The following is a 25,696-nucleotide window of genomic DNA, read 5'->3' as shown; positions in this document are numbered from 1 at the left end:
AAAACAACAAATTTCCCAAAAAAAACGGCGGTAAAAACCGCCGAATTTAAAACCTCAATCAATCAACGCTCCATCGTTGGCACGTTGCTATTGGAAGTGTCCATAGATGGTCCACCGCTACTACTGGAACCTGCGACAGAGTGACCGCTGGCCGCAACACCACCCACCAAATCAACACTGTTATAACTCACGTTTGAGGGTTGGACGTTGTTCCCAAATCCGCCCATTACAGAGAAATTGAATCCAGCTTGATTACCATCGAAGGCGAAAGGATTGTTCTCAACAACTGTACTTCCCGATTGCGTAGAATTTTCGGCAGGAGTTTCGACATAACGAACCTCTGGTTCACTTCTTTCAGGACTTGCTGTACTTACCGCATCACCCTGAGCCGTACTTGCTGGAGCTGCGCCTTGTTGGCTCACCGTGTCACCTTGAGCCGTGGCCGCTGGGGCTGCGCCTTGTTGGCTCACCGCATCACCCTGAGCCGTAGTTGCAGGCGCTGCGCCTTGTTGGCTCACCGTGTCACCTTGAGCCGTGGCCGCTGGGGCTGCGCCTTGCTGGCTCACCGCATCACCCTGAGCCGTAGTTGCAGGCGCTGCGCCTTGTTGGCTCACCGTGTCACCTTGAGCCGTGGCCGCTGGCGCTGCGCCTTGTTGGCTCACCGCATCACCCTGAGCCGTAGTTGCAGGCGCTGCGCCATGTTGGCTCACCGTGTCACCTTGAGCCGTGGCCGCTGGGGCTGCGCCATGTTGGCTCACCGTGTCACCTTGAGCCGTAGTTGCAGGCGCTGCGCCTTGTTGGCTCACCGTGTCACCTTGAGCCGTGGCCGCTGGGGCTGCGCCTTGCTGGCTCACCGCATCACCCTGAGCCGTAGTTGCAGGCGCTGCGCCTTGTTGGCTCACCGTGTCACCTTGAGCCGTGGCCGCTGGGGCTGCGCCTTGTTGGCTCACCGCATCACCCTGAGCCGTAGTTGCAGGCGCTGCGCCTTGTTGGCTCACCGTGTCACCTTGAGCCGTGGCCGCTGGGGCTGCGCCTTGCTGGCTCACCGCATCACCCTGAGCCGTAGTTGCAGGCGCTGCGCCTTGTTGGCTCACCGCATCACCCTGAGCCGAAGCCACTGGGCTTGATGGGAATTGTGTCTCACCTATGGGAAATTTTTCACTTGATGGCGATGAATTGCTTGCGGTTAATTCCATACCTCGCTCGACATTCGCCCTTACCGAATCTGGAAGAGAACCTAAAATTGCTGCTTTATCTTCTGGCGACATCTTATTGGCAATGGACTCAAGTTGCATGTTCGCACCTTGACCGTTAAATCGGGTGTTCTCCATCCTAGATTGAGTTGAACCTTCTCCCTCACCAATGCGGTGGAATCCATCCATTAGATGAATCCGTTCGCTTGAGCTTAGCCCACTCATTACCGGACTATTTTTGGTTGCATCGTCATAGTCAGTTGCATGGTCATAACTTGTACCTGTTCTTGTATGTGCGTCCGAGTTGCGTGATGTTGATAATTTCTGATCAAAGTCCTGTAAGCCTTGAAGCGTCTGAACTAATCTTTCTCTCACAGGCTCCGATAACCCTTCTTGTGCCATTGCTTGAGTCACAATATCTTGAGCACGATCAGTTACGAGTTTCATATCTAGCACTTCGTCTTTAGATGGATTGCCATCTCTTTGCAATCGACTAAATTCAGCGCTTGGTAATGGATTTTTAGTATCACCGTCTGCCGCAATTACTGATGCCAGAGCAACAGCTTTTTGAGTCTTCATATCCTTGTCGGAGCCCAACGTCGAAATAACTTGAGCCGCAGCATTACCCGCATGGGATTGCCGATCTACAATATCTTGACTAGCATACGCTTCGTTCACACGACCAAAGGCTTGTTGTGCATTTTGATATACTGACTTCTCGCTTGGGCTCAATTGACCACTGTCAATGGCCTTACCCAGTAATCCATCGGCCGCGTTAGCCATCGCAGCGATAACTGGCGCCACTTGAGATGCGTGATCGCCGGTGTAATAACTTGATTGTCTATTCGCAAAATCATTTAGCACCCTAGACAATTCAGCTGGAGACTCTGCAGCTGATTTCATCACCTTCATAACGTCATCAACAACCTTTGGCGATACCGCACCAAAAGTTCCCGACTTAAGCTCTTGCCCCAAAGTATCGATGATATTGTTCACACCAGCGGTTCCGCCGACCTTTTGGCTTTCTTCCAACTTCTTCCAAAGGTCATCAATATTCCTGTCTAACTTATCAAGTTTATGCTGCTGTTCAGGTGTCCATTTTGCAGGCGACTCTAGATGTTGATTATCGTAATCCTCTTTAGAAGGCTTAAAGTCCTTAGCTCTTTGTGCTGCCTCATCTTCTACCTTTTGACCTTCTTTGTTAATGCGCTGACCTGTTGCTCCAATACCTGCCTCTTGATCAGACTTGAACTTTTGTTGCTCGCTCGTTAGGGCTGGCTTGTCGTAATCCGATATTTGTGACTGACCAATTTGTGTGAATCGGTCACCTACAGCCATCGCTGTCGTGTTGGCAGATTCCGTTCCATTTACAGCGGCAAATCCGATAGCCGAACCTACGGTAAGATGTCGAACCGCGTCAGCCATCATAGGGTCTGATTGAGTACGTGACATTATATCCGATAACATACCGACAGATCGGTCAGCTATTGAGCCTACATCATTGAGAGGAATTGGTTTTCCATTCGCAGACATAAGAGTCTGCGAATTATTAACAATCCCCTGTAGAGCATTATTATCTCGAGCCACGTCATATAATGATTGATTAGCGGCATAGTCCTGTTTCATCGCATTCAACTTGGCTTCTTCTGCTGTCCCAGCCCCAGCACCAGCGGCTTTAGCATCTAAAGCACTCATTGTGCTTATAAAGTCGAGCGTATCCAAGCCATTCGTAGCAGCATCCCAATCGTTTCCATATTTGCCTCGCATCGCGCCATCAGCGGCATTCTGAGCAATTTGGCGTAACGTATCCGTTTTAGTAAATAATCCCGAATTATTGGTAGAAATCAGCTCGCCAAACTTAATGTTCGCACTACTACCAGCCGAACCTGACGAAGTAACACCATCACGTAATTCACGAGATCTAGCCTCTGCCTGTTGCAATTGTTCGCCTGTGGTTCGCTGCTGTGATACAGCTTCATCTCTAGACTTTGCATCTTGATAAACTGCAGAAGACGTATCTACTTGAGTTGAGTTGTAGGTCTTGCGGTTTGCCTCCGTATTTTGTTCTTGGTATGCCTTGGCGACGCTCTCTTTCTCTGCAGACGTTAAAGTGCTTGTGTTGGTTTCCCCCTCTGATTGAAGCTGAGACCTAATTGTGGATTGTGTTTGCGACCATGTAGCATCGGCTTTGGCATTAACACCAAGCGTACTAAGCAATGTCGATACCGGATTAATACCTTTAGCGCTTTCTGTTTTTGAACTTCCGCTATGGCCAAGCGCCAGTCCTACCCCAAAACTCGTCGCAAACTCATTGGCTTCCGTTTCATTCATAGACGCCAAGGTGTTCAATATTTTCGCTCTTACTTCGCTAGATCCATGTTCGCTTCCCTTTCCTATTAGAGAAGTTGCTGCGAAACCAAGAGTTTCTTCATACCCTAACCCTGCTTGAGCGCCATTTTGGAAGACATTTCCGGTTCCTACCGAAGTGATTAACCTTTCATTAGCAGCACCAACCGCTTGCCTTGCCGCTGTATCCGATTGTGTAATACTGCTAACGTCAGATATTGCTTTACTAAGGGCAGTTGCCCCTGCAGATAGAGCGTTATAGGTTGCCCCCCCCGTACTAAGCCCAGCCATATTTCCGGCACCCTGACGGCTTTCCATCCACTCACCATTCGATGTCATTGTCTGACTATAACCACCTGACGAAACGGTTTTACCATCGCTATTGACCGTCTGTGGTGATACGCCCTTGGCATCCATGTTGGCGCCCATTTGGGCTTTTTGTGTTGCCCCCATCATAGTATGCACACCGCCGAAGACAATCATCATAGCCAGCGCTGGCACCATCGTTTGAATGATTGCCGCTTGAGATACAAAAGTCTCAAGTGTGGTGTAGGCGCTATCCATTCCCCCCAGAGAATCGATACTCCAATTTCGCATGCTAGGCGCAATCATGCAGTTCTGAACCGAGCTCGAATCATTCCCTGGCAGAGAACACATCAGCTTATTGAAATAGTGGTTGGTATACATGTTGACGCCGACTTGGATAATCGGCCAAAAGTTCACAGCGAGTAGAAATGAATAGAGCTTTCCGGCCATCATGATCCCTTTGGAGCCGAAGGTCAGGAAAACCGGAAGCAGCGGAGCAATGAGGAAAATAAAACACTCAAACCAAGTGATAAGTGCAGGGGCAGTTTCCAAGAAAAATGAAGACTGAGCTGCTTGGCTTAAGTGACGCTGTTGAATCGCATCAAATTCTTGCTGAAACGCCAATCGTTCAGAGGGCTCTAACTCTACATAGCTAGCCCCAACTTTGGCCATCATTGCTTTTACAAAGTTGGCTCGATACAAATTTATGAGGTTAGCAGTATCCCCTGTTAAGGACTCGAAGACTTTCTCAACTTGAGACTCTTCTGCCATGTTATACATTATGGCGGCTCTCCCCTTCATTTCTTCGGCCCAAGGACTGCTGTCAGAGAGATCATTGCCTAACTTGGCATAAGCATCGGTACAGGTAATTTTGGTGTATGACTTGGTGTTAACATCATAGTAAGGCGTATACCAGCTTCCCGAGGTGACTTTTAATTTAGTGAAGTCAAACGCCCCAGTGACACTCTCGTCGTGATTTACCTCCTGTACCGCCTGTCCCGTCGGATTTTTACCGTTCCGAATGTCTTCGAAATAACAGTTTTTAAAGTACGCACCCAAATTTTCACCGACAGAACGATAACTCGCATCTGCCTCAGAAGTGCCGACAAATCGGGCTTTAAGTAACGCTTTTAGAGGGTCTATGTTGGTGCCTGGCTCGGTGTCATAATCAGGTGTTATACTGGCATATGCTTCTGACATCCCTTGAGCAAAACCACCACCAATCATGGTAGCTAATGCAGCTGGCGCCACAATCCCAAAGGGCAAAGTAAATGACTGAGACACTTCGCCCGTTCTGACTGACTCAACGTAAAAATCCACCTTCGGGGTGAACAAAAACATGTAAGTGAACAAGGCGATGAAAAACTCCTTTACATGGAATTTATCAGGGGCAAAAATTTGCTTGAAAGCAGACACTAGCAGGGTAATACCCAATCCAATCGCAATAAGATTGCTATTTGCAATGCCGCCATCACTGAATGCCAATTCCGCCGATTGCGCCATCTTTATCAATAAATCGAGGTCACCGAGAGAGTAGATAGTTAACATGAATTACTTACCTCTCATACTTGCACTAAAGTTGATCTGACTTAATAGTTCCTGCTCCATTTCACGTCTTCTGTTGGCCATTTCTTCCCTTTCGAGGCTCAGCGCGTCGATTTTCTCTAACAACTTTGATGAAAACGCGCCGCGCTGACCTTTATCAGTCGAAGCCATCTTACTCGCGGCAATTCGTAGTCCGTCAAGCAACTGCTGGGTTGCATCTATGGCCATCGCTTCGGAGATAAACTTACAATTACCTGTATTGATGACATTGACTGTTGAGGCTCGTTTAATAATGTCTTCAAATTCACTTCTCATATTGGCCATGATCTGTGCTTGAGAATCACTATAATTTCCTTTCTGAGCATAGATGGCCATGATGCTCGAACCGACTAAGTTAGAATCGACTAAGCCACAAATTGCATCACCATAAAATCGATAGAACGAATCCAAATAGCGTGGATCGCTAATTGGTACAGTCGCGACCTTAGCCGATAGACACTTGCTATCGGCAAATTGGGCCTGCTCACAGACCACCATTTGTTTAGCTACAGCCATTGATGTAGTCGCTTGAGGCTGATACAAGTCTTTCAATGAAACTTGTGGGCTAAATGACTGACTGACCGCATCACTTCCTGCTGAAGCCGATGCAGTTAATGTGCTGTCGAATTTATAAATTTCAGTCCCTAAAATAGTCATTAACATTTGAGCGACGACATGGCGGTCTGAGGATAGGGTTGGGACGGTAGTTTCAGACTGCATGAAGGTTTCATACACCGAGTTGAACTGCATCTCGTCGCCAGCCTGAGTCAACTGTGCAGCTTTCGAGTGGGAGTCTATTGAACTGCGCTCAACCGTCGATGAAGCGAATGAATCAAACCAAGCACCCGCCGAATCATTGTAGGCTTTCCACATTTTACGGTCACTTTGTACCTGAAGTGATGGCCACTGTTGCTCGGCCAGATCAGCCCATTCCTCGCAATCTTTGCTGATAAAATCATTTAACGCATTGAGGCGTTTCGCTAGGTCTGCGAGAATTGCATTACAGTCCGGGCATAACATTCCCATTGCTAATTGGAATGCGTACATCGGGGCGGCGGCGGCGATAGATCTTGCCATCTGAACAAGCTCTTCACGTTTTATAATGGACAGAGAGCCGCCGAAGAAGTCGATCCCCTTGCAGGATGATTGAAGGTAAGGAGCCCTAACCGCCACAATCTTTTCGTTAGTGGTTTTAATCCGTACCGACGCACTCCCCAGAGAAAATCCGTCACGTTTAGCGCCTGAATATGAAGTTGCACCGGAGCTGGCAGACAACATCTGATCCCATAAATTGTTTAACCCGCTTGCAGCTGTCGCTGATAACGGGCAACAAAGTAAAGCAACTATAACTTTCTTTTTCATTCTTGTTCACCCTCGCTATCAGGTTTTCCGAGCATAAAATTCCGCATCTTGTTAATGAGGTAGTCTGGGTCTTCATACACTTTTTGCGTGTCAACCTTGGCTTCTGCATCGGTCATATACAGAGCTCGTACCTGCTTCACATTATTAAGTTCTGCTTGGCTAATAATTTTCTCGCGGCTAGCGAGTTCGATGATCCTTTCACTGAGAGAATCCATGCCGATTAGCCCAGAACCCAACAGGAAGTAATCACCCGTGTTGTTGGTTAGATACAGTGTTGGTGTCGCCAAGACGTCGAAGCGCTGCGCCATGTCGGAAGTCGCCACTCGATAATCGCCTAATGCTAAAAAGTCATCATTTGGAACGGTGCCGCCATCGAGAGAAACGGGCATGATCGACCATCCATATTCCTTTGCCAGACGGATTAGGTAGGGAGTTTGCTTTGCGCAATACGGACACTGAGAGCCGTAGAAATAAATGAGGGTGGCTTTCTTGCCGATGGCTTCAATTAACTTCCATTGGTTTTCAGACTGAGCGCCTTTGAAAGTTTGCAGCGTCACGTCGTTTTCAGGACGGCGTAACCCTTCATCGAGGTAAGGGTCAAACATTTGTTCGGAAATATAAGTAGCGGCAAACTGGTTGGCGCGATCTATTGCGGCACGCTGGATGTAAAGGTAGCGTTTAACGTCTTCTGGTTTTCCAGTGTTAAGCGCCAACTCCTTTGCCTTGGGCAAGTTTTCTTGGAACCACTTAACGCTCATGGCCTCTACTGAATTTTTACTCGTTTCAGTCTCAGTTGGTGCAGAAGATGGCGTTGGCACTATAGGTTCTTCCTCTTCCTTTTCTTCGGGCTCAGGAATGTACTCGTGCCAATACCAGCCCTTTTCGCGTTGTTTATAGAAGTTACCACCATCATTGCTATTTGCAGGATCTTCTGCCACAACTGGCAGAGCCAGAGCCGCAAAAATCAAAGCCATCAATTTATTTACTTTCATTACGCCAACACACTTTTTATATTCTATAGGCTAAATATATCACGCCTCACTGGATGAAAAAAAGCCGCCTTAATTGCAGGCGGCTGATTTATTGTTTTTCACGTTTCTCGGGCGACAAAAAAATCATCACTAATATCAAAGTCATCTTCCATTGGACTTCGAGGTTCTGCATCTGCTTCCACTTTCTCCCTTTCACTTTCGACTTCTACCTTCGGCGCCAACACAGTGCCTAGATTAAATCCCTGCTGTCTCACCATTAATCCAAATTCCATCAGGGTCATCATCTCGCGGGTCAGTGCCTTTGGCCCAAACTGATCTAAATGAGCGAAAATTAGCGGGTGAGTATCATCGGCAATCCGAATGTGTCTCTCGATTGTTTTGGGCATCCCTCACCTCAGACTGCTTTTAACTTTTGATAATCGCCTCGCGCTATGGCTCCACGAATGAATTGCTCGCCTGCGGTTTGCAAGCCACGGGCAACAGCTGTCAGAGAGTCATCAACGACTTCGATTTTGTGGAAAGGGAATGCGCGCTGAATCGAAGGCAGGTATACCGCTGCGGCACCACCGGAGACAATAATCAGGTCAATGTCCTGACCATCACCTACTTTGTTGACGACACTTGTTAATGCTTCGTCAGTAACAGACCGAATCGCGCTAGTCACATCAAATAGATCGCACTTAGGGAATTTCATCGCTTTACCGTACAGCTTAAGCTCACCACTGATAAAGGCTTGGTCGATCAACTCAGGGTTAATCTGTTTGATGTTGAAACCTTCGAGTTGCGAGCGCAGCGCGACTTCGACTGCACCAATCACTTTGGACATCCCAGTTTCAGAATCACCAGAACGATTTGGACTGACCTTCAATCCTTTCGACGTAATGAAGTCGGTGGTCATATAACCTGGGTCAATGGATAACATGGTTTTATCTTTGCACTGGGCAAAGCGTTCATTTCCGCCTTGGCGCAAAAATGACATCAACGCACCAAGCGGTTGTTCAAAAACCAAGACCTGACGAATGGTGACCTTGCGACTCGGTGTGATTTGGTGAGTGCCGGTATAAATCTTGGCGAGTTCATCTTTCCTGAACATGACACTCACTGGCAGACCAAGCACTAACACATCTATATCGATGTGATTTGATTTGCCTAAAAATGACAGGGCGCCAAACAATAACGCTTTATAGCGGTCACTCGTGATAAACGATTCTGTGTTGAGAACGCGAACATTTCGCGAACCGACCGAGGTCCCTACGTCTGAACCAACCTCATAGGTGATTCCATCGACTTCCACGTTTGTTACATCGCGTTCCTCGCCTGCTAAACCCAGATTAATATCCGATTTAATCGGAATAGGCAGGGACGGGAACGTCTTCACTGAGTAATTGCCTAGCGATTCCTTGTGTACACAAGTCGTTGTGCCATAGCCAACATCGACTGTGATGATGACGGGATTATTCATAAATACCAACTCCACACCAAATGACCCCCAATCTGGGGTTTTAAGAGGGTTTTAAGAGGCTTCCAAAACCTTTCCAGCTTGCTCTTGAAGATTATTCTTACCATTCCAATACCAATCTGGGATCCATATAATACACAATATATTTGGCTCGTGTATTATTTATTTTGTGTGTATATTATGCACTTTGTTATCCATAACATGTCGCTAGTGAATTAATCAAAACATGAAATGGCTAACGAACTGAAGTGCAACTAAGTCTGGCTTAGTAGCGAAATTCCTACTCTGGATTCTTCGAAATTAAGCAGTTTTAACGGCTTCCAAAATCAGTAAATCAACGCTCTGAAAGCGCAAGTTGGCTCACGAACTGGGAAAAAACCTGAAGTGGCCAACTGAATCGCAGACGTGAGAAAGGATTTCTCAGGGGGCTTGCCCATGAATCGGTGTGTATATCACGCGAAAAGCATGAGTTGGCCAACGAACTGAAAATCTTCAAAGGATGGCCAACACCGGAGGCACCTGGGATTTATCCCAAACTCAACTGGCAGAATGACGATTAGTGAGCGACACGAGTTCGCCAACGAACTGGGTTTCTGCATGAGTTGTCCCCGTAGGCCGAAAACGGATTACTGAAGACGAACAAACAGTAGGTAAATGAATGAATGACTACTCAGGTACTTCGGGTAGCTCTGAGAACGGGAAGCCCGTACCCGCATTAGGGTTCCAGTTGGTGAATACCATCAGAAGCCTAGAGGGGTTGATTGAAGCCGCTCAGTTTCAGGCAAAGGTCATTGTCGATGATTACTGGCTGAAATGGAGATCTTCAAACCGTCAGTTGCGCAGTGATGACGGTGGGAAGTTTAGTGGCGGTGAGATGGCCCCCCGGGTCGTTGTAAAAAACGAAAAGGTGTATTTGGTCTGGACGAGGTATCGACCAGGGCGAGTTGGAAACATCAGCAAGTCTTGGGGCGATGACGTTAAACCGACCCAGCGCGGATACACCTTAGACCAGTTAACCCGCAAATCCCCAGAGTGGGAGGCGCGAATGATTGAAGACACAGAGAATCGATTGGCTCCGTTGAGAGAAACCCTTGAGTGTCTACATGAAGCAAAAGTCAAACTACGTCGCATAGAGCGAAAACAATCCTAGGAGGATTATATGAGTCAGACCAACGAGAACCCACAAGTTGCATCAAAGCGTACTCAGAAACCATCTGCAGTTCGTCAAGTTCAGCAGCGTAAATTCATTCTGAAGGAAATGGATTTCAAGAGCAGCGCCATCCAGCAGCTGTTTAGCAATGATGCTCGTCAGCAGAATATCAAATACAGCATTGCCCGTATCGCTGGTCTATTTGTGTTGACGTCTAACAACAAAGAAATCCGTGACCGTTTAGATGCGTGGTTTGTAGCTGAGCAAGAAGAAGCTGTTCGTCGCAGCACCCTTCTCAACACAATCCACAACAATGAGTTGTCTACCTCGCTTGGCAACAATGCCGATTTTGACGTGGTGACACCAGAATCGTTCAGAGTGACGTTCCAAATCGAGCACCCAATCTACTGGCGTGTAATCGACGTAATTTCCCAGATTGATGAATCTATCGCAGCTATTGAAAACCTCTGGTTAGCTGGCGTGATTTCTGAGTCAGTCAGCAACAATAGTCGCGGCATTGCGATGAACACCATGACTCGTTTCTTTGGTCGCATGAGAACTGTAGCTACAGATTCAGCTGACCGTAAGGGCGGAATTTATTCGTTAGACGCTTACAACAAAATCATGCAAACCATCACCCGCAACAATCCAGATGACCAGTCAGCCAATGACGACTCAGGGGCTGAAGAAATTGAGCAGGATTCCGGAAACCTGGTAGTGAACGCATAATGAAGAAAATAGCCAAGCTAGTTAGTTTGGCTGTTCGATCCTTCTTACTGGATGGCAAAACCCCAGATAAGAATGCGGTACGGATGGCTTTTGGTGGGATTGAAACTAAAGCGGTCAGCGAAGAGTTGGCAGAGACTTTCTACCCTCCCGTAGCTGACGGTGTAGCAGTCGTGAATCAAGCGAGAATCATTAAATCCAATAATGACCTAATCGATATGTCGATTCGTGAACTGGGTTTGACTGATATTCACCGTGACACGTTCAATCCTGCCAACCTATCTGAATACAATCAAGTCTATAACGCACAGACATTGGTTAGGGATGTGGTAGCGAATTTCCTTTCTTACGCTCACTTACTCCCAGCCTCAGAAAACCATCATCACGCAGCTGTTGGTGGTTTAGCACGTCACAGTCTTGAGGTGGCTCTGTTCTCCCTGCGTCACATGGCGTCGGTTGATATTAGAGAGACCAAATTTACCGACGAATTGCACGGAAAGAAAATCCGTTGGCAATATGCGGCGTGGGTAATCGGGTTAGTGCATGACATCGGTAAAGCGCTGCATGATATGACCGTGCAGGCCGATGATTCAGTCTGGAACCCACAACTCGAAAATATCTATGATTGGTCAGGGCGCAACCAAGTATCCCGTTATCAAGTGACGTGGAACTATGCAGACCGTCACGGCAAGCACATTGGGCTTGCATCATCCATGCTCAACACGGTACTGACCAAGGCAGCTAAGCAGTATTTGTTTGGCACTCAAGATGACCTTCAGGTCGCCATCTATGAAACCTTATCAGGCAGTATCGAAGTTAATAACTCACTGCGAGACAGTCTAAAAAAAGGCGAAGCGCGTTCCGTCCACAAAGACATGATGTGGCAATGGGACAGATTAACCGGTGCTCGCAAGATGCCACTGGAAGCAGCGTTTATTAAGCGCTTACAAATGATGCGTCGCGGCTGGAAGGTAAACGAAGAGAAAGCCGATATTTGGTGCCTGGGCGCCGAAGATGTGTACGTGTCTTACCCAGCAAGTTTCAACAAGGTGATGTCATCGCTCAAGGAAGATGGCTTTAACGTCCCAATGCAAGTCGGAAAAATGCTTGAGATGCTGGTAGAGCGTCAGCTATTTGAACCGCTGTTTGAGGATTACACCAGTGGCCACTTGCACCCTGTTACGAATCCAGAATGGACGGCAGGGCCAATCAAAGTCGTTAAGCCAAAATGGGCAGGCATCGTTTATGGCGAGGATATTCCGCAACGCGGCATTCATGGAAAAATCTCATTAACCCGTGACGATTCGCTGTTAATCCATTACGCCGATACGGGGCTAATCACCCTGACAGATACCCGTGAGCCAGACCCGCAAACTCCGGCTAACAACACGGCTGCACCAACCCAACCCGCTCCTGCGCCAACCCCTACTCCTGCGGTAGCACCGGTACAGCAGAATGGGTCGCAAACAAATCAAAGTAAGGCTCAGACAAAGAAACCGAAGAAGCAATCAGCTCGAGCGAGCACCAACACTCCGGCACCAGCACCAGCACCAGCAACAACGCCAAGTGAGCCAGCGCCAGAGAAATCGCAAGTCGAAACTCAGGTAGAGCCAGAACAATCCAATACCAGAGCTCCGGCGCCAGACACCAAGGGTATCGTGTTTAAGAACATGAATGACACTCCGATAGTCAGTGAGCCAGCGGAGGCGGCAGTAGAGATAACTGAGCCAATAGCTCAAGAAATGCCTGTAGAAGTGTCGAAGGAAAAGACCTGTATTGAGCTTTTAATCGAATACCTGTTAACGGCTAACAACACACTACACCGAGCAAAGCTGGATGGTGACGTGCTGACATTGAATGCCAGCCTATTCGAAGAAATTGACCAGCAAATGAGAGGGCTTGGTTTTGCCGAGGGCGCCGTGCTGAAGGATTTGATGGATAACAAGTTACTTATTCCAGACCCTAAAGCGCCGCGTAAAGTTATTCATGTCGTTAACAAACAAAAGTTCTACCAGCTGAAGCTAGCCGACGTTCTTGCCAAGCCAGTGGGTGACATGCTGACTGAGCTTCAAGCTAAGGCCGATGAACGCAAAGCTAGAAAGCAAAAGAATAAAGCCCTAACCACCGAAGTCATTACAGAGCCGAATAGCCTGCCCACGCAGGAGTCGTCTATCAAAGATGTGATAGATGGCCCGAAGACAGAAGTCCCGGAGCAAGAATTATCTCCGTTAATGCCTAACGAAGTACCACCAGAATCAAGCTGTCATAGCCTAATGGCAGAAGTCCCGGAGCAAGATTTATCTTCATTAATGACTGACGAACTTCCACCGTTGTCCGAGTACGCGCGGGAGATGTCTTTGGCCACGCCGGAGAATGAGCTGCCATGGTTTACGCCGGAAGAGCAATCGATGTTAACGACTGACATGGAACCTACCGTCCCCGTCGCTGAAGCGGCCATTGAAACTGCCGTTGAGCCCGCCACCACGTCTGCGAGCTTTACCCCTCCTGCCGAGCAGGTATCGACACTTTCACAGCTAAAAGTCGCCACGGGTAACAAGTCTCCGAAGGAAAAGAGCAAGTACCCGCCTGAGTTGCAAGTGTTCATTGGTTGGGCGATGGCTCGCGCAGGCAAGTCCGGTATAGACCTCCGCCCTGGGGTGATCCGAATCCAAAGTTTCGCGTTAACCACTTACGAGCAAGAAGTAGGGTTAGCAAAAAAAGAGGCGACTAGCCTCAAGCGCACAGCAGGCGACAACGCCTCAATTGCGACAGACAGTAACCAAGTTGCATGGATGGTATTTGAGACAGTGGGAATAGAGCATGAGTAAAAGCATCGAGACTAACGGCTTATTCATGGAGAACATGTATAGGCCGATTTATGAAATCCAATCCAGTTATGCTTGGGCTGGAGCCTCCTTGTTCACGGCAGGCTCGTGGGTATACCACGGGGTAAGTGGACACGATGTATCGATGGTCGCAGTTTCGGTTATAGCGGCCACAGCAGGTATGTCGGTTAAGCGCTTAAAAGAAGCCTTACCGCAAATACGTCGCCAGATTAAGTTGGTATATAACTATCAATACCTCATTGAATCTAGCGCTTTGTGGGAGCTGAGCAAAACCCAGAGGGATAAGGCCTTCTTTGGTCGCGGCTTTGAGTGGACGATCACCGAAGCAAACCGAGCTTATCAGCTGGTGGGTAAACGCCCAGAACACGCTAAGGGTTTCTTGCCTTGGGCAGTGCGAAGAGCACTGAAGAAAGTCGAAGCAGATACCGAGAAATTAGAAGGTCGGCCGTGGATTCAGGGGTGTGGTGACGAGCAGGATTTGTGGCTGGATGCGTCGCTATTCTGGTCTCACAGTTTCTACACCGGATTACCAGGTGCGGGTAAAACAACGATGTTAACGCTTAACAGTGTTGGCGCCCTTTACCGTGGTAACTCTGTATTAGTGTTAGACCCTAAGAACGATCCAAACTGGAAGAACAGATTACGCGCAGAAGCGAAGCGTTTAGGCGTCCCGTTTTATTACTTCAACATTGCTGAGCCAAGTCAGTCGGTGCGTATCGACCCACTGGTGAACTTTACAGTGACGACCGAGATTGCATCGCGCTTAGCTAACGTCCTAGAAAAAGGTTCAGGAAGCTCTGAGGGTTTTCGCTCCTATGCCTGGGACTCATTCTACGTCACGGCTGAAGCATTACGTTTTATCGGTAAGCGACCATCAATCAAGATGGTCGCTGATTACATGCTAAACCGCAAAAGCGAATTAGCCCTAGCAGCCTTAAGCAAGATTATGACTATGCATTACGGGCCAGATTGGTACGCGAACATGGCGACCCAAATTGCCGAGGAAGGCCGCGGCAGTTTGCTACAGGGTTTAATCATGCGCTACCAACAGGTGTTAATCCCTGACGACAAAGGTGAAGACGCGGTATCGAGTTTTATTGGTTTCTTAACGCACGACCAATCTCACCAAAGTAAGATGTTAGCGACCACCAAGCCGATGTTAACCCAGTTAACCGCTGCGCCGCTGGACAAGATGTTAAGCCCTGACCCGAATGATACGGAAGACGAGCGTCCTATTATCGACATCAAGAAATTCATTGATACGGGCGGCGTGTTGTACATCGCCACCGATTCATCGGGTAATCCTGCAATTTCAGCAGCTACATCGAAACTCATTATGGAGGATACCTGCGCGGCAGCTGCTTCACGTTACAACTACGAAGGCGGAAAAGGGGTGCGTGTGTCGGTGTTTGGTGACGAAATCCACTCTGCACTCTCCGACGGCCTAATTAACTTAGCAGCGATGGGTCGTGGTGCAGGCTTTGAATTGCACCTATCTACGCAGGGTGTTCCCGATTTGATTGATAAAGCCGGTGAAGCAGTAGCGAGCCGGGTCCTGTCTTTAACCGCTAACTGGTTCTGTCTGCGAGCTCGAGATGATATCACCAGGGAGCGATTTGCGGCGCTACTCCCGGAGTATCCAATTAAGTCAAAGCAATGGCAGTTAAGCTCTAACACCGATTCGACCAGTAAGCTCCATAACTTCTCGGGCTCGGTGGGTGAGCGGATTATGGAAGCTGACAAGCCAGCGTACCCTCTTTCATTGATGTCGGAATTACCTAAGTTGCAGTACGTCGCACGTCTGGCCAACGGTAAGACCTATCAATGTCGTATTCCGATTTTACTGTAGTGAGTGTTGATTATGGACGATGTAGTTGAGAGTAAGACCCTGCACGGCAGGTTGATTTTAGCGGCTGGGGCATTAATCAGTATTTATGTACTGATTTTCATGCAGCCCCAAGAGCATAACGAGATGTTACGAAAGGAAATCTCAAATATCGAAAAGGCCATTAGCACTGAGGCGACAAAGGTTGTGGTGTTCAGGGCGAAGAGTTGGTACGAAGCGACGATGGTGGAATCTGGTTTAGCCGCGTTCATCGACCAGTATCACCAAGACACTGGCTTAAAGGGGGACCAGTTGTGGCGTACACCGCTTACACGGATTGCTCAAAACATCAAAACCATTTGGTATCAGTGTTTACTGAGAGTATCCCTGCTGATTTTCTGGTTCTGGATGGCCATTGGTTTGATAGCCGCGTCAGCGGTTGACGGATTGATGCAGCGGAAAATTAAGCAGCATGAGTTTACGGCGCCTTCGACGGGTTACTTCAGGGTAGCGCTCTGGTCAGGGATATTGGTCGCAATTCTGTTAGAGCTTTACTGCATTACCCCTGCGTTAATCTCCAATGAGATATTCCCGCTATTTCCACTATTCGCCGCAGTCATTATCGGTTGGTTGTTGAAAACCACCTTGGCTAACAGCGCGAAGAACATGTAACCCCCTCTTCCGTGTGTCATCTTTAATATAGATAGCACGCGCCATACAAATAACGTGTTGACAGTAACAAGCAAACAGTTAAAATTTGACCGTCACATTTAACGGAGATCCACAATGAACCAAAGCGCTAAAACCGAAAAGAAAGGACTGATCCAGCAGTTTAAAGAAGCCCCTGTTGCCGTAAGAGCGTTTTTCGCACTTATCGTTGTCGCGGTAGCTTGCTCATTGCTGTTTGCTGGAGAAGCAAGTGCGGTATCAGCATCTGGCGCGACCCTACACACATTCTTCGACCAAATGTGGGACGAGGTAAAGGGTTTAATGACGGGTGCGCCTGCTAAGGCAATCATGGGTTTGTCGATTTTAGGCACTATCGCATTCTCAATGATTAAACCAAACCTAATTGGTTTCTTAGCATCTGTAGTCATAATTCTGGTACTGGCTAACGCGCCTACAACTATCGACGGCAGTTTAACTGTAACCGTAGAAGCGCTGAAAGCTGGCCTAGTGCACTAATAGCGACAATTTTTGCGGTATCAAGGAAGGGTGCAATCTTATATGCACCCTTTTTTTTCAAGGGGTGAGACATGAGTGAAGCGAGATTTCCTAAGCGTTGTAACGGCGCTATCAAAGTTGGAACTATCCACTGGGACTCAATCAAGCTGGCGGTGATTGTGATGGTTTTTGGTCTTGCATCAGGTCACATCAACTTAGGCATTATCGCGGCAATTACCAGCATGGCCGTAGTAGAAACACTGTTTAAAAAGTTTGGGCGTGGCGTATTAAAGCATCTGTTATGGGTAAACGGTTTGTGGATTTCCAAAGGGCCGGAAACCCTCATGTCACCAGCCATTCGTCGATTAATTAAGTAAGAGGTCAACATGCTTTGGAAATCGAAGATTAAAGAGAGTTACGACAATCTCAATATCTCTAACAAAAACATAGGTCGTTCTAATCTGGCACTAAGCATTAGCGTGGTACTTTTGCTGTTCATGGTGATGACCAAGCAGACCGAAGTCATTGTCATGCCAAACGACTTTAAAGAGCCGATTGTCATGAACGGCAATAGCGTGACTCAAGAATTCAAAATCCAATGGGGCCTGATGATTGCAACCATTATCGGCAACATCACCCCCAAGAATGCTAAGTTCGTCATCGACAGGGTGACCAAGATGATCCCGTTAGAACTTAACCCCGATGAAGCGGAAGCGACGATGGCCGCAGCTATCGAAGAAATGGCGCTTAGGGGTGTTAGTCAGAAGTTTGTCCCGTCTGACGCGATTTATTCATCTGTCACAGATTACGTATGGGTTGTGGGTGAACAAACCACAATCTCATTAAAAACAGGCGCAGCTGATACTACTGCGTACACCTTTGAATTAAAAATCGGGATCCGAAACGGCAATCCCATGATTCTGGATATTCAACAATATCCAGCTGCTGTTAACCCTGCTCAACGTGAGCGTGAAATTCTCCAAGGTAAAAACGCAACAACGGCCTTGGATAAAGACAGTGTGATTAAAATCGAGTCACGGTGAGACCTATGAATAAAAGACCCCTTTCAACTGCAATCCTTCTTTCATTAATGATCGCTCCTGCTTTTGCGGCTGACGATGACATTTATTCGTTACCGACTGAATCGGTGAATCCGCAACGAGTACCTGTTTTGGGTACTGATTTCAATCAAGCAGAAGAAAAGCTACAGGCTGAATTAAACAGCCCTTATGCGAATCAACCTCTGTCCATCGATACGAGCAAAGAAATTGGTACCCAAACTGCATTATCGGTTTCGCCCAATGAACAAGTGCTCTATCAACAGCCAGTGACCCAGCCGCCATCGCAGCAACCGATGCAACAAGCAGATCATCAACAAGTCCCCACTTACGGCGGCGCGAGCCCTGTTAATCCGACGGCGATCTCCCCTGCCAATGCCGGAGAAGTCATTAGCCGTCGTGATGACTCAATGGACTACTTACGCAAGCAGTACAAAAGCCATCAAGTGATTGCATTGAAAGCCGGTGGCACAACGACATTGCCAATTTCGCTGTCAACCACTAACCGAATCGCGACCTCTTTCAAAAACGCCAAAATAACCACGTCAGTACCGAGTGATGCGGCGCTGGTTTACGGTGAGCAAGGTTTTGTGTACGTCACACCTGGCGTTAACGCTGGCGCGATTGACTTGATAGTTGAAGAAGATGGCGCACCAGAGACCGCAGTATCACTCTACTTGGTGCCATTAAACGTCCCGCCAGTGCTCGTGGAGTTAACCGTTAGCTATAACGCGAGTCAACGCAATGCAGCTTTGCAAGCCGTGTCTATCTACAGCGAGAACGAAGCTAAGGAGCTGGAATCGGCAAAACAAGCAGAGCGTGAGCGTATTACTAATAACCAACCCGTCGCTGACAGCCATGTTGACGATGTAATGACATTACTGGAAGTTGTGGCTAAAGCCGAAGTTCCGGCAGGTTACGAACTGCTTGAAGGTGACACCATTCCGGCGGAAGTGCGTTACCCGTGCGATATTCGCCAAATGCTCCCCCTTTACCATGAAGTGAAACAACGCTTAATTGGCTCCAAATTGGTCGTTGACATCATGGAGGTCAGAAACGATGTCAATGGCTTACGTTCATTCCGCGACGAGGCCTGCATGGGGCCAGGTCGTGAAGATGTGATGGCCGTTGGTGTGTTAGATAAAGCGACATTAGGCCCAAGGGAAAGCACCGAAGTGTACATTCTGCGTGACCGCAGCTACTTCGAGCGCCAAATGAAAGTTCCACGTCGTAGTCGTGTAGGAGGTTAACATGCAAGCGTTACAGGATTTAAAAACCAAGTGGCTTGCGCTTCCATCGAATCAGCGCACTATCGCGTTAATCGTGATATTGGCAATACCTGCTTATCTTGTGGCTGAAGCCATTTTCCCTTCAGCGCCGAAAACCCCTGTCAGCTCAATCCCAGCCAGAGCGAAGCCTATGTTTATGAGTACCATGGGGAGCGAGCGCTTGGAGTCCACCCAGACTTCCGGCCAGCTCATAGCTATGCGAAAGAAAATTCAAGAGCGTGAAAAAGCGATTGATGCACAGTACACCGAGCAAAAAGCTAGTGAAAAGCGAATTCAGCAACAGGTCGATACCCTGCAAATGTCTCAGCTTGAATCACAAAAACGCCTCGAGACCATCGCGCATCAAATGCAAATGCTGGTTGAACAACAAAGCAAAAATGCCGCAACAGCTCGAGACAGTGTGAGCGCGAAAGGAGCTCGACCAGAAAATATCGCCCAGCAAGCACCTTCATTGCCAAGTACCGAGTTTAGCCTAGACCCAATGGCAAGCCTTAAGTCGAATGTCGCCATGACCCCGCCAGCGTCAAAGACTTTAACCATGAACCGTGGTGACGTGAGTTTAGGTAAGGCCGCTGCCACAGGTGATGAAGCAAATGTTGGTAATGCGTCAACAGCCAAAAACCAAGTCGCAGCCAAAGCAAAACAAGCGATTTCTCAAGAGAACACAGGTTCTATCAAGAAAACTGAAAAAGAGCCTGAGACATGGTTGTCAGCTGGCACAGTAATACCAACCGTCTTGCTTACGGGTCAACATGTACCTACCAGTTCATCGGCGCAATCAAACCCAGCTCCAGTGTTATTAAAAATCGTAGACGTTGGGGTGATGCCTAACGGTTTCACTATCGATCTAGTGGGTTGCACAGTGATTGGCGCGGCCCGTGGTAGTGCCAGTACCCGTCGTGTCGAAATCCGCGCTGAGAGTATCAGCTGTATCGACCAGAGAGGTCGTGCGATTGAACAGCCGTTCATTGCCGCAGTGCAAGGTCAAGACGGTCATAGCGGTATCCCAGCCAAGTTAGTAACACTCTACGGTGAAGTGGTGAAGCAATCCTTCTGGGCAGGCATCTATGGCACTGGCGCCCAAACCCTCACACAAGCCGCGACCAATCGAGTGTCTGGTGATGTGGTTTATGACGGCACCTATTTCAAAAACACGGCGACCAGCTCACTTGCTGGTGGCTCAAGTACCGCATTCGATAAGATTGCTGACTTCTACCTGCAGTTAGCCGACGAAGCCAGGCCGTATCTGGAAATGCACGGCGGCATTGAAGGTGTTGACCTCATTGTTCAACGCGGTGTTAGTCTCAAATATAAGGGTTAAGCAATGACAACCGAAAACGTAAATTCTGAAAAATTGGAACCGACTATCGGCGCTCTGGCTGAGCCAGAGCAAGCCGCTCCCGCTGAGGTTGCACAATCCGTCGCTGAGCCAACGCCAGCGACACCCGCGGCTCCGCAGGGCTTGTCCCCCGTCAAAATGATCATGGTGATGGCAGGCCTAGTGCTGCTATTTGGCGTGATGAAATTTGGCATGAGCTTCTTTGGCACGGGTGTAAGCGCCGAACAAACCAATACTCAATCCAAAATCGTAGTAGCAGATTTAGGTGAGATGTTTCAGCAATGGTCAAAGGAATCGGTTAACCAAGCGGATTTAAGCTCGGCGGCTCAAGAACTGGGACAGCTCTACTTTGACATGGGATACCTCGTCATAGATAGCAGTATGACGCTGCGCATTCCTGAAGAGTTCAAAATGGACATCCCAAGAGCAGAGGTGTTGCTCCGCATTAAGCAAATTCGTAGCGAATACCAAGACGAAGGCAAAGTACCGCCATCGCCACAGCAGCTGCTTCAGATGGCAGGGAATTAATTGTTTATGGCTGACATGGAAATCGCTCAAGCGTTGTTGGCAGCTAGTGAACAAAACCAGCTAGCCCAGATTATTGAGACTCACAATCTGGGTGAGCTCCCACACTCACTGCGATTAGCCATCAACATATTTGAGATTAACGCAGATAATATCCAGCAACACCCCGAGGCAGCGCAGTCCCTTCTGCGTTGCCCAATTCCAACGACATTTGGTGAGACTGAATCAATCAGGCGCACCATATTGTCACTGCTCACCCAAAAGCACAGTTAGGCAGGATGTATGGCCAGTAAGAAAGCAGCCAAAAAAATCACCGGCGATGACGAAAATGTTATGGGCTTACGCCAACAGCGTCCCATCCGTGTTCATTTACGTCGGCACTTTAGCGAGAGCAAATCAGAGTTAACTCGTGCCATTGAGCGGTCACAAGAGATCTATATAATCGCGCTTTGCTTAGGGGCGCTTGACTGCCTTTATTGGCAGGCTATGGGCTTAGGGGAAATAAAACTGGCCAAGGGCATTAGCCGCTTACTGGCTAAATCCTATCAACATCACCCAATACGGGTTAGCTCAACACCTATTTGACGTTATCAGCAAGGAAATCATGGACGTAGCAACATCTTTTATTCAACTTGACCAGCCTTTGTTTATGCCTGGGATCACCGGGACAACCAAGGCTTTATCAGCGTTAATAACTGACATCGATTGGCCAACCGGCGCGACATGTGCGATGCAGGAAGAGGACGGCGAAATCATTTTCTGGAAAGCGCCAGTGGAGACCGTCATGTCAGTGCCTGACGACGCGGAAAGCCGTGGGGCTCTGCCGTCACTTAGCTTCATTCATTTAGTGCTCAGCTGCGTGAGTAGAATATAGTTCCTCATACTGAGTATTAAAGTTTCTATCCTTGGGGTGACTTGTTCACCCCTTAACCTTGGTGATTGTATTTTCAAATTAATATGACTTAGCATTGTGCAACTGCGAGTCGAATTTGGGGAGTTTCAATCACCATGATCGTTAACGATTTTTGCATTCGAGAAGTTAAGGTTTATCGTGATCCTGAGCTAGCTCTATCGATCGATAAGGAAACTGGCGAAGAAATTTTAAAGTTAGCTGAACTTGAAAATCAGGAAAAAATAGCTGTTCACGTATTACTAGATCCTGAGGGACGGTTGGTAAAGCCCGCATGTTTATATCTCTATTGGAAAAAGGATGAAGAGCAGGCCAAGAGCACCGCTACAGATGCTAAAGCGCTGCTGCTCTATTTCAGATTTCTCCATCAAAACAACCTCAATTATTGGCAGTTTCCTCATTCAAAAAGTCGTAAGCAGACATTTAGGTTTGCTGATTTCTTAGTGAGTGCCATTCAATCTGACGACATAGCAATATCAACGGCTAAAACCTACCTGAGAGTGATAGTTAACTTCTACAAATTTTTGGGAAGGAACAATCTAATTGAGTTTTCAGAACGGAACAAACCCTTTGACTTCGAAATAGTGTCTTTACGTCAATCAGGGATGTTGGCCCACACTCAACGAGTCATCACCGTACAGACCACCAACTTGATGAAAAAGCTTCCCAAGGAACAGGCAAAGCACATTAGTAGGAAGCTTTCGCCTTTAACACAGGAACATTTGAGCGCATTTCTGGATACCCTCTCAACAATACCTGAAGACAAAGCTTTGGTTTTTGAAGTCGCTCTAGCTACAGGAATGCGATTACAGGAGGTGCTCACTATTCCTGAGTCAATAATTTTTAACCCTGAAAATACCTATCCAATTCCCATATCAATAGGCCCCCAAAACGGTGTAAAAACAAAATTTAGCAAACAGCGTTACGTCGAATTCTCTGCATCACTGATGCTTAAACTCCATCAATATATGTGGTCTTCAGTTAGACAGAGATATGTTTCTAAGGGAAAAAATAACGAAGGAAAATTGTTTATTAGTCGTCAGGGAACGCCATTTAACGCCAATACCATTGAAAAATCATTTTCGGATATCCGACGTGTTCTTTCGCAACGGTATATGGATTTTAACTATGCTATTCATGATTTACGGTCAACCTATGCAACCTATACTCTGCATCGACTTTGGGAAGAGAAAGGCAGTCTCCGAGCTGCGGCATCAATTCTTCAAGAACTGATGGGGCACAACAGTTTTACATCAACATTCAAATATGTGGAGTTTATTGAGGCGAATGCTTTGATGCTAGATCACGCGCAACATATGAGTGATGTATTTCAAATATTTGGTGGCAGTAATGACGAAAAGTAATTTGAGTGGCATTCGGCTTCTACACGTAAATCAAGACTCCGTAGCGGTATTCCCCACTTGGGAATATGAGTTAGTCATAGACAATTTGGCCGTTTCCGTTGACCTCCAAAGACTAATGAATCATCAATGTGATCCCTCAGAAAAGAAGGTAGACAGGCAGCAACAAATTGTACGTTACGCTCAGACCTTTCGACATGAAATGGATAGAAAATCAGCGCATGCAACCTTGTATAACAATTTTCTAAAGTTCAAACAATATTTGGTATGGTGTGATCAAAATAGCTTACCCCCTTTTACTGAAGCGACTTTGCGGCAATACCACAACTATTTATGGGAGCTTGTTCTGATAGGTAGTTCTTCTGTGCCAATTTGGCAAATGTTGGAAGGACATACCACTGGAGTAAAGGAGCGTACTGCAAACTACATCTTTTCCACAACAGAACAGGCATTAACATGGTGTGGTGAAACTGCTTTTCAGTGGGGGAAACAGCTCAAGCAATTACGTGTAGGCAAAGTAGAATCTTATGAAGCATACTCAGAAAATGAACTACCAGAGCTCCTTAGTCGGCTGTCTTCGTATTTTTTTCAGTTAGCCATTCCTTTATTGAGCGATACCCCGCCAGACATGGTGTCTGTTGAAATCAATCAAACGTGCTTTTATGTACCTGTCCGTTCCTGCAATACAAAAGGTCGATCTAAGGGCGCTGAGTTGAATGTCGATACAGCATTTAACCAAGCGATGGCATGTGGTTATTACCTTCTCAGTTACTTTACGGCATTCAACACGAGTCAATTAACTGATCTATGCCATCCTATAGAATGGCGAGAAGATAAGACCGGCGAATACTATAAATTGACAGCCTTCAAAAGAAGGGCCAATAAGGAAGTTCTCTCATTCGTGGGGGGAGAAATACATAAGAAGTCATTGCAGTTTATTCAAACGCTGATTGCTCTTTCGTTGAAATATACCACAGATGCAAACAGCAAATTGCTCTATTGGCGGGGTAGAGATGGTAACCAGCGCAGTATAAGTTCGATTTTATTGGGTAAAATTGAACTTAGTAGCCGTCTGCTAATGCTATCAGACAAGGCAACTCAGAGTATCCCATATCTAATGTCTATTCATAGCAAATTTACTGAAACAGTTCCAAAGGGGTTTGTTGAATTCGATGAGCTAAAATTTGTGGACAGAACACTCGTTAAACGCAGGAAAACTGTTCGTCGTTTTTACAACCGTCGAACAATTGCTCTCAGCTTTGCCCTCTTGTTCGCAATCATTAAAGCCAACCCGAAAAATGGCACTAATACTGTTAACCTGAAGAATGTAGTGCTGCCATTAAAAATTACCCGTACGGATGAGTTGCTAAAGATAGATTTTTCCTGTGAAGATGGAGGCCAAGGCAGTTTCTATGTTGATATTCAATATGAAGCGTTCTTAGCACGAGTAGAAGCTTATGCTGCGTTCAGGCAAAGTAAACAAACATCAGCTCACTATCTATTGCCTCTAGGTTCCGAGAGAGATGCTATTCAATGGCAAGGACTGGCACCAAGCATGGCTTCGCTAGCGGATTACGGAATTCGTTCTGGCGAGTTTTTTGTCAACTTGGCATCCAGTCGTTTTAGGGAAACAGCAGCAAAACTTGCTAGGCGAAAAGCCAACAGAACAGAATTGCAAATATCACAAATATTGAATAATCAGTATCGAACCGTACTCAAGCATTATAGTGAGGGGAATCATTACGATAACCAGTTGATAATCTCGCAGGGTTTATCCGTCATTGAAAAAATGAGTAAAGGTGGTTCCTTAGATCAATCTAAGGCTAAAGTTGCTACCGAGTTAGCGATTCCGGTCATCAAATATGATGAATTAATAGGTAGCCAAGCAAGTTTAAATGGCGTTGGTATGGCATGCTTTCAGAAATCACTGAGCACAGAAGAAAGCTATCTTGCTGCGAATGCTACCGCATGTTTTGACTATGAACGTTGTATCAAATGCCAGTATGCAAAGATCATAAATGATGTCGAACCACTCTATCGACTACTGTCCTTTTTGGAGTGTATGGAAGAAAGTTGGCTTTATTATCCAGAACGGTTTTCGAAAAATTTAGGGAAGGCTGTTGAATTATATAGAAAGGCGATTTCGAGTTCCCTATCACCTGACATCATTCAACGGGCGCGGTATAAATTAGATACTGTTGGTAGGCACATGCTGTGGGACAATCTAGAACTATCTTCTCTAGGTTTTAAAGGAATATAAC

General features: G+C 47.1%; 21 protein-coding genes. 16 read left to right on the top strand and 5 right to left on the bottom strand.

Features of this window, described 5'->3' with window-relative positions:
* Positions 1–62 precede the first annotated feature (62 nt).
* The 5 genes from SHEWANA3_RS22350 to SHEWANA3_RS22330 all read right to left on the bottom strand — a co-directional run bounded on the left by SHEWANA3_RS22350 (position 63) and on the right by SHEWANA3_RS22330 (position 9,245).
* On the bottom strand, positions 63–5,393 hold the full coding sequence (locus tag SHEWANA3_RS22350) for a conjugal transfer protein TraG N-terminal domain-containing protein (RefSeq protein ID WP_011711608.1): 5,331 nt from the start codon (positions 5,391–5,393) through the stop codon (positions 63–65).
* Between the two features lie 3 nt (positions 5,394–5,396).
* Entirely contained in the window at positions 5,397–6,791 is a 1,395-nt protein-coding gene (locus tag SHEWANA3_RS22345; protein WP_011711607.1) for a conjugal transfer protein TraH, read from the bottom strand.
* Positions 6,788–7,783 carry a conjugal transfer protein TraF gene (gene traF / locus SHEWANA3_RS22340; RefSeq protein ID WP_011711606.1) on the bottom strand — a complete coding sequence of 332 codons (996 nt, stop codon included), beginning with the start codon at positions 7,781–7,783 and terminating at the stop codon, positions 6,788–6,790. The genes SHEWANA3_RS22345 and traF overlap by 4 nt, the downstream gene beginning before the upstream one ends.
* Positions 7,784–7,881: 98 nt before the next feature.
* Entirely contained in the window at positions 7,882–8,169 is a 288-nt protein-coding gene (locus SHEWANA3_RS22335; RefSeq protein WP_011711605.1) for a hypothetical protein, read from the bottom strand.
* A gap of 8 nt (positions 8,170–8,177) precedes the next feature.
* Complete coding sequence (locus tag SHEWANA3_RS22330; protein WP_011711604.1) at positions 8,178–9,245, bottom strand: hypothetical protein; 1,068 nt, start codon at positions 9,243–9,245, stop codon at positions 8,178–8,180.
* Between the two features lie 655 nt (positions 9,246–9,900).
* Here SHEWANA3_RS22330 and mobI point away from each other — a divergent pair.
* From mobI to SHEWANA3_RS22250, 16 genes are all read left to right on the top strand, one after another.
* Positions 9,901–10,392 (top strand): conjugative transfer protein MobI(A/C), encoded by a 492-nt coding sequence (gene mobI / locus SHEWANA3_RS22325; RefSeq protein ID WP_083848305.1) that lies wholly within the window; start codon positions 9,901–9,903, stop codon positions 10,390–10,392.
* A 9-nt stretch (positions 10,393–10,401) separates the two neighbouring features.
* Positions 10,402–11,121 (top strand): hypothetical protein, encoded by a 720-nt coding sequence (locus SHEWANA3_RS22320; RefSeq protein ID WP_011711602.1) that lies wholly within the window; start codon positions 10,402–10,404, stop codon positions 11,119–11,121.
* Positions 11,121–13,946 carry a MobH family relaxase gene (gene mobH, locus SHEWANA3_RS22315; protein ID WP_011711601.1) on the top strand — a complete coding sequence of 942 codons (2,826 nt, stop codon included), beginning with the start codon at positions 11,121–11,123 and terminating at the stop codon, positions 13,944–13,946. The genes SHEWANA3_RS22320 and mobH overlap by 1 nt, the downstream gene beginning before the upstream one ends.
* Positions 13,939–15,813, top strand: coding sequence for a conjugative transfer system coupling protein TraD (gene traD / locus SHEWANA3_RS22310; protein WP_011711600.1), 1,875 nt, complete (start codon positions 13,939–13,941; stop codon positions 15,811–15,813). Before mobH ends, traD begins: the two co-directional genes overlap by 8 nt.
* Positions 15,814–15,825: 12 nt before the next feature.
* Positions 15,826–16,461 (top strand): DUF4400 domain-containing protein, encoded by a 636-nt coding sequence (locus SHEWANA3_RS22305; RefSeq protein WP_011711599.1) that lies wholly within the window; start codon positions 15,826–15,828, stop codon positions 16,459–16,461.
* Between the two features lie 114 nt (positions 16,462–16,575).
* The gene (locus SHEWANA3_RS22300; RefSeq protein WP_083848304.1) at positions 16,576–16,974 is read left to right on the top strand and encodes a hypothetical protein; all 399 of its coding nucleotides are present in this window, start codon (positions 16,576–16,578) and stop codon (positions 16,972–16,974) included.
* A gap of 71 nt (positions 16,975–17,045) precedes the next feature.
* Positions 17,046–17,330: a type IV conjugative transfer system protein TraL gene (locus SHEWANA3_RS22295; RefSeq protein WP_011711597.1), complete on the top strand. Its 285-nt coding sequence runs from the start codon at positions 17,046–17,048 to the stop codon at positions 17,328–17,330.
* Positions 17,331–17,339: 9 nt separating this feature from the next.
* Positions 17,340–17,996, top strand: a complete 657-nt coding sequence (locus SHEWANA3_RS22290; protein ID WP_011711596.1) for a TraE/TraK family type IV conjugative transfer system protein — start codon at positions 17,340–17,342, stop codon at positions 17,994–17,996.
* A 5-nt stretch (positions 17,997–18,001) separates the two neighbouring features.
* On the top strand, positions 18,002–19,261 hold the full coding sequence (locus SHEWANA3_RS22285; protein ID WP_041413324.1) for a type-F conjugative transfer system secretin TraK: 1,260 nt from the start codon (positions 18,002–18,004) through the stop codon (positions 19,259–19,261).
* Position 19,262: 1 nt separating this feature from the next.
* Complete coding sequence (locus tag SHEWANA3_RS22280; protein ID WP_011711594.1) at positions 19,263–20,621, top strand: TraB/VirB10 family protein; 1,359 nt, start codon at positions 19,263–19,265, stop codon at positions 20,619–20,621.
* A gap of 3 nt (positions 20,622–20,624) precedes the next feature.
* Positions 20,625–21,167 (top strand): hypothetical protein, encoded by a 543-nt coding sequence (locus SHEWANA3_RS22275; RefSeq protein WP_011711593.1) that lies wholly within the window; start codon positions 20,625–20,627, stop codon positions 21,165–21,167.
* Between the two features lie 6 nt (positions 21,168–21,173).
* Complete coding sequence (locus tag SHEWANA3_RS22270; RefSeq protein WP_037426906.1) at positions 21,174–21,437, top strand: hypothetical protein; 264 nt, start codon at positions 21,174–21,176, stop codon at positions 21,435–21,437.
* Between the two features lie 9 nt (positions 21,438–21,446).
* Entirely contained in the window at positions 21,447–21,749 is a 303-nt protein-coding gene (locus SHEWANA3_RS22265; RefSeq protein ID WP_011711591.1) for a hypothetical protein, read from the top strand.
* Between the two features lie 19 nt (positions 21,750–21,768).
* On the top strand, positions 21,769–22,038 hold the full coding sequence (locus SHEWANA3_RS22260; RefSeq protein WP_041413322.1) for a hypothetical protein: 270 nt from the start codon (positions 21,769–21,771) through the stop codon (positions 22,036–22,038).
* A gap of 134 nt (positions 22,039–22,172) precedes the next feature.
* Entirely contained in the window at positions 22,173–23,438 is a 1,266-nt protein-coding gene (locus SHEWANA3_RS22255; RefSeq protein WP_011711590.1) for a site-specific integrase, read from the top strand.
* Entirely contained in the window at positions 23,425–25,695 is a 2,271-nt protein-coding gene (locus tag SHEWANA3_RS22250) for a hypothetical protein (protein WP_011711589.1), read from the top strand. The genes SHEWANA3_RS22255 and SHEWANA3_RS22250 overlap by 14 nt, the downstream gene beginning before the upstream one ends.
* Position 25,696 lies beyond the last annotated feature (1 nt).

This window comes from Shewanella sp. ANA-3, assembly GCF_000203935.1.
Taxonomy (GTDB): Bacteria; Pseudomonadota; Gammaproteobacteria; order Enterobacterales; family Shewanellaceae; genus Shewanella.
Note: the sequence above shows the minus strand (reverse complement) of the source record. Positions and strands in the feature narration are given on the sequence as shown.

Excerpts from the sequence above, each read along its gene's own strand:
- SHEWANA3_RS22295 (WP_011711597.1), top strand. The coding sequence starts at position 17,046 with ATGAGTGAAGCGAGATTTCCTAAGCGTTGTAACGGCGCTATCAAAGTT.
- traD (WP_011711600.1), top strand. The coding sequence starts at position 13,939 with ATGAGTAAAAGCATCGAGACTAACGGCTTATTCATGGAGAACATGTAT.
- SHEWANA3_RS22255 (WP_011711590.1), top strand. The coding sequence starts at position 22,173 with ATGATCGTTAACGATTTTTGCATTCGAGAAGTTAAGGTTTATCGTGAT.
- traF (WP_011711606.1), bottom strand. The coding sequence starts at position 7,783 with ATGAAAGTAAATAAATTGATGGCTTTGATTTTTGCGGCTCTGGCTCTG.
- SHEWANA3_RS22335 (WP_011711605.1), bottom strand. The coding sequence starts at position 8,169 with ATGCCCAAAACAATCGAGAGACACATTCGGATTGCCGATGATACTCAC.
- SHEWANA3_RS22270 (WP_037426906.1), top strand. The coding sequence starts at position 21,174 with ATGGCTGACATGGAAATCGCTCAAGCGTTGTTGGCAGCTAGTGAACAA.
- SHEWANA3_RS22280 (WP_011711594.1), top strand. The coding sequence starts at position 19,263 with ATGCAAGCGTTACAGGATTTAAAAACCAAGTGGCTTGCGCTTCCATCG.
- SHEWANA3_RS22290 (WP_011711596.1), top strand. The coding sequence starts at position 17,340 with ATGCTTTGGAAATCGAAGATTAAAGAGAGTTACGACAATCTCAATATC.
- SHEWANA3_RS22345 (WP_011711607.1), bottom strand. The coding sequence starts at position 6,791 with ATGAAAAAGAAAGTTATAGTTGCTTTACTTTGTTGCCCGTTATCAGCG.
- SHEWANA3_RS22285 (WP_041413324.1), top strand. The coding sequence starts at position 18,002 with ATGAATAAAAGACCCCTTTCAACTGCAATCCTTCTTTCATTAATGATC.
- SHEWANA3_RS22320 (WP_011711602.1), top strand. The coding sequence starts at position 10,402 with ATGAGTCAGACCAACGAGAACCCACAAGTTGCATCAAAGCGTACTCAG.
- SHEWANA3_RS22260 (WP_041413322.1), top strand. The coding sequence starts at position 21,769 with ATGGACGTAGCAACATCTTTTATTCAACTTGACCAGCCTTTGTTTATG.
- mobH (WP_011711601.1), top strand. The coding sequence starts at position 11,121 with ATGAAGAAAATAGCCAAGCTAGTTAGTTTGGCTGTTCGATCCTTCTTA.
- SHEWANA3_RS22275 (WP_011711593.1), top strand. The coding sequence starts at position 20,625 with ATGACAACCGAAAACGTAAATTCTGAAAAATTGGAACCGACTATCGGC.
- SHEWANA3_RS22250 (WP_011711589.1), top strand. The coding sequence starts at position 23,425 with ATGACGAAAAGTAATTTGAGTGGCATTCGGCTTCTACACGTAAATCAA.
- SHEWANA3_RS22265 (WP_011711591.1), top strand. The coding sequence starts at position 21,447 with ATGGCCAGTAAGAAAGCAGCCAAAAAAATCACCGGCGATGACGAAAAT.
- SHEWANA3_RS22300 (WP_083848304.1), top strand. The coding sequence starts at position 16,576 with ATGAACCAAAGCGCTAAAACCGAAAAGAAAGGACTGATCCAGCAGTTT.
- SHEWANA3_RS22305 (WP_011711599.1), top strand. The coding sequence starts at position 15,826 with ATGGACGATGTAGTTGAGAGTAAGACCCTGCACGGCAGGTTGATTTTA.
- mobI (WP_083848305.1), top strand. The coding sequence starts at position 9,901 with ATGAATGACTACTCAGGTACTTCGGGTAGCTCTGAGAACGGGAAGCCC.
- SHEWANA3_RS22350 (WP_011711608.1), bottom strand. The coding sequence starts at position 5,393 with ATGTTAACTATCTACTCTCTCGGTGACCTCGATTTATTGATAAAGATG.
- SHEWANA3_RS22330 (WP_011711604.1), bottom strand. The coding sequence starts at position 9,245 with ATGAATAATCCCGTCATCATCACAGTCGATGTTGGCTATGGCACAACG.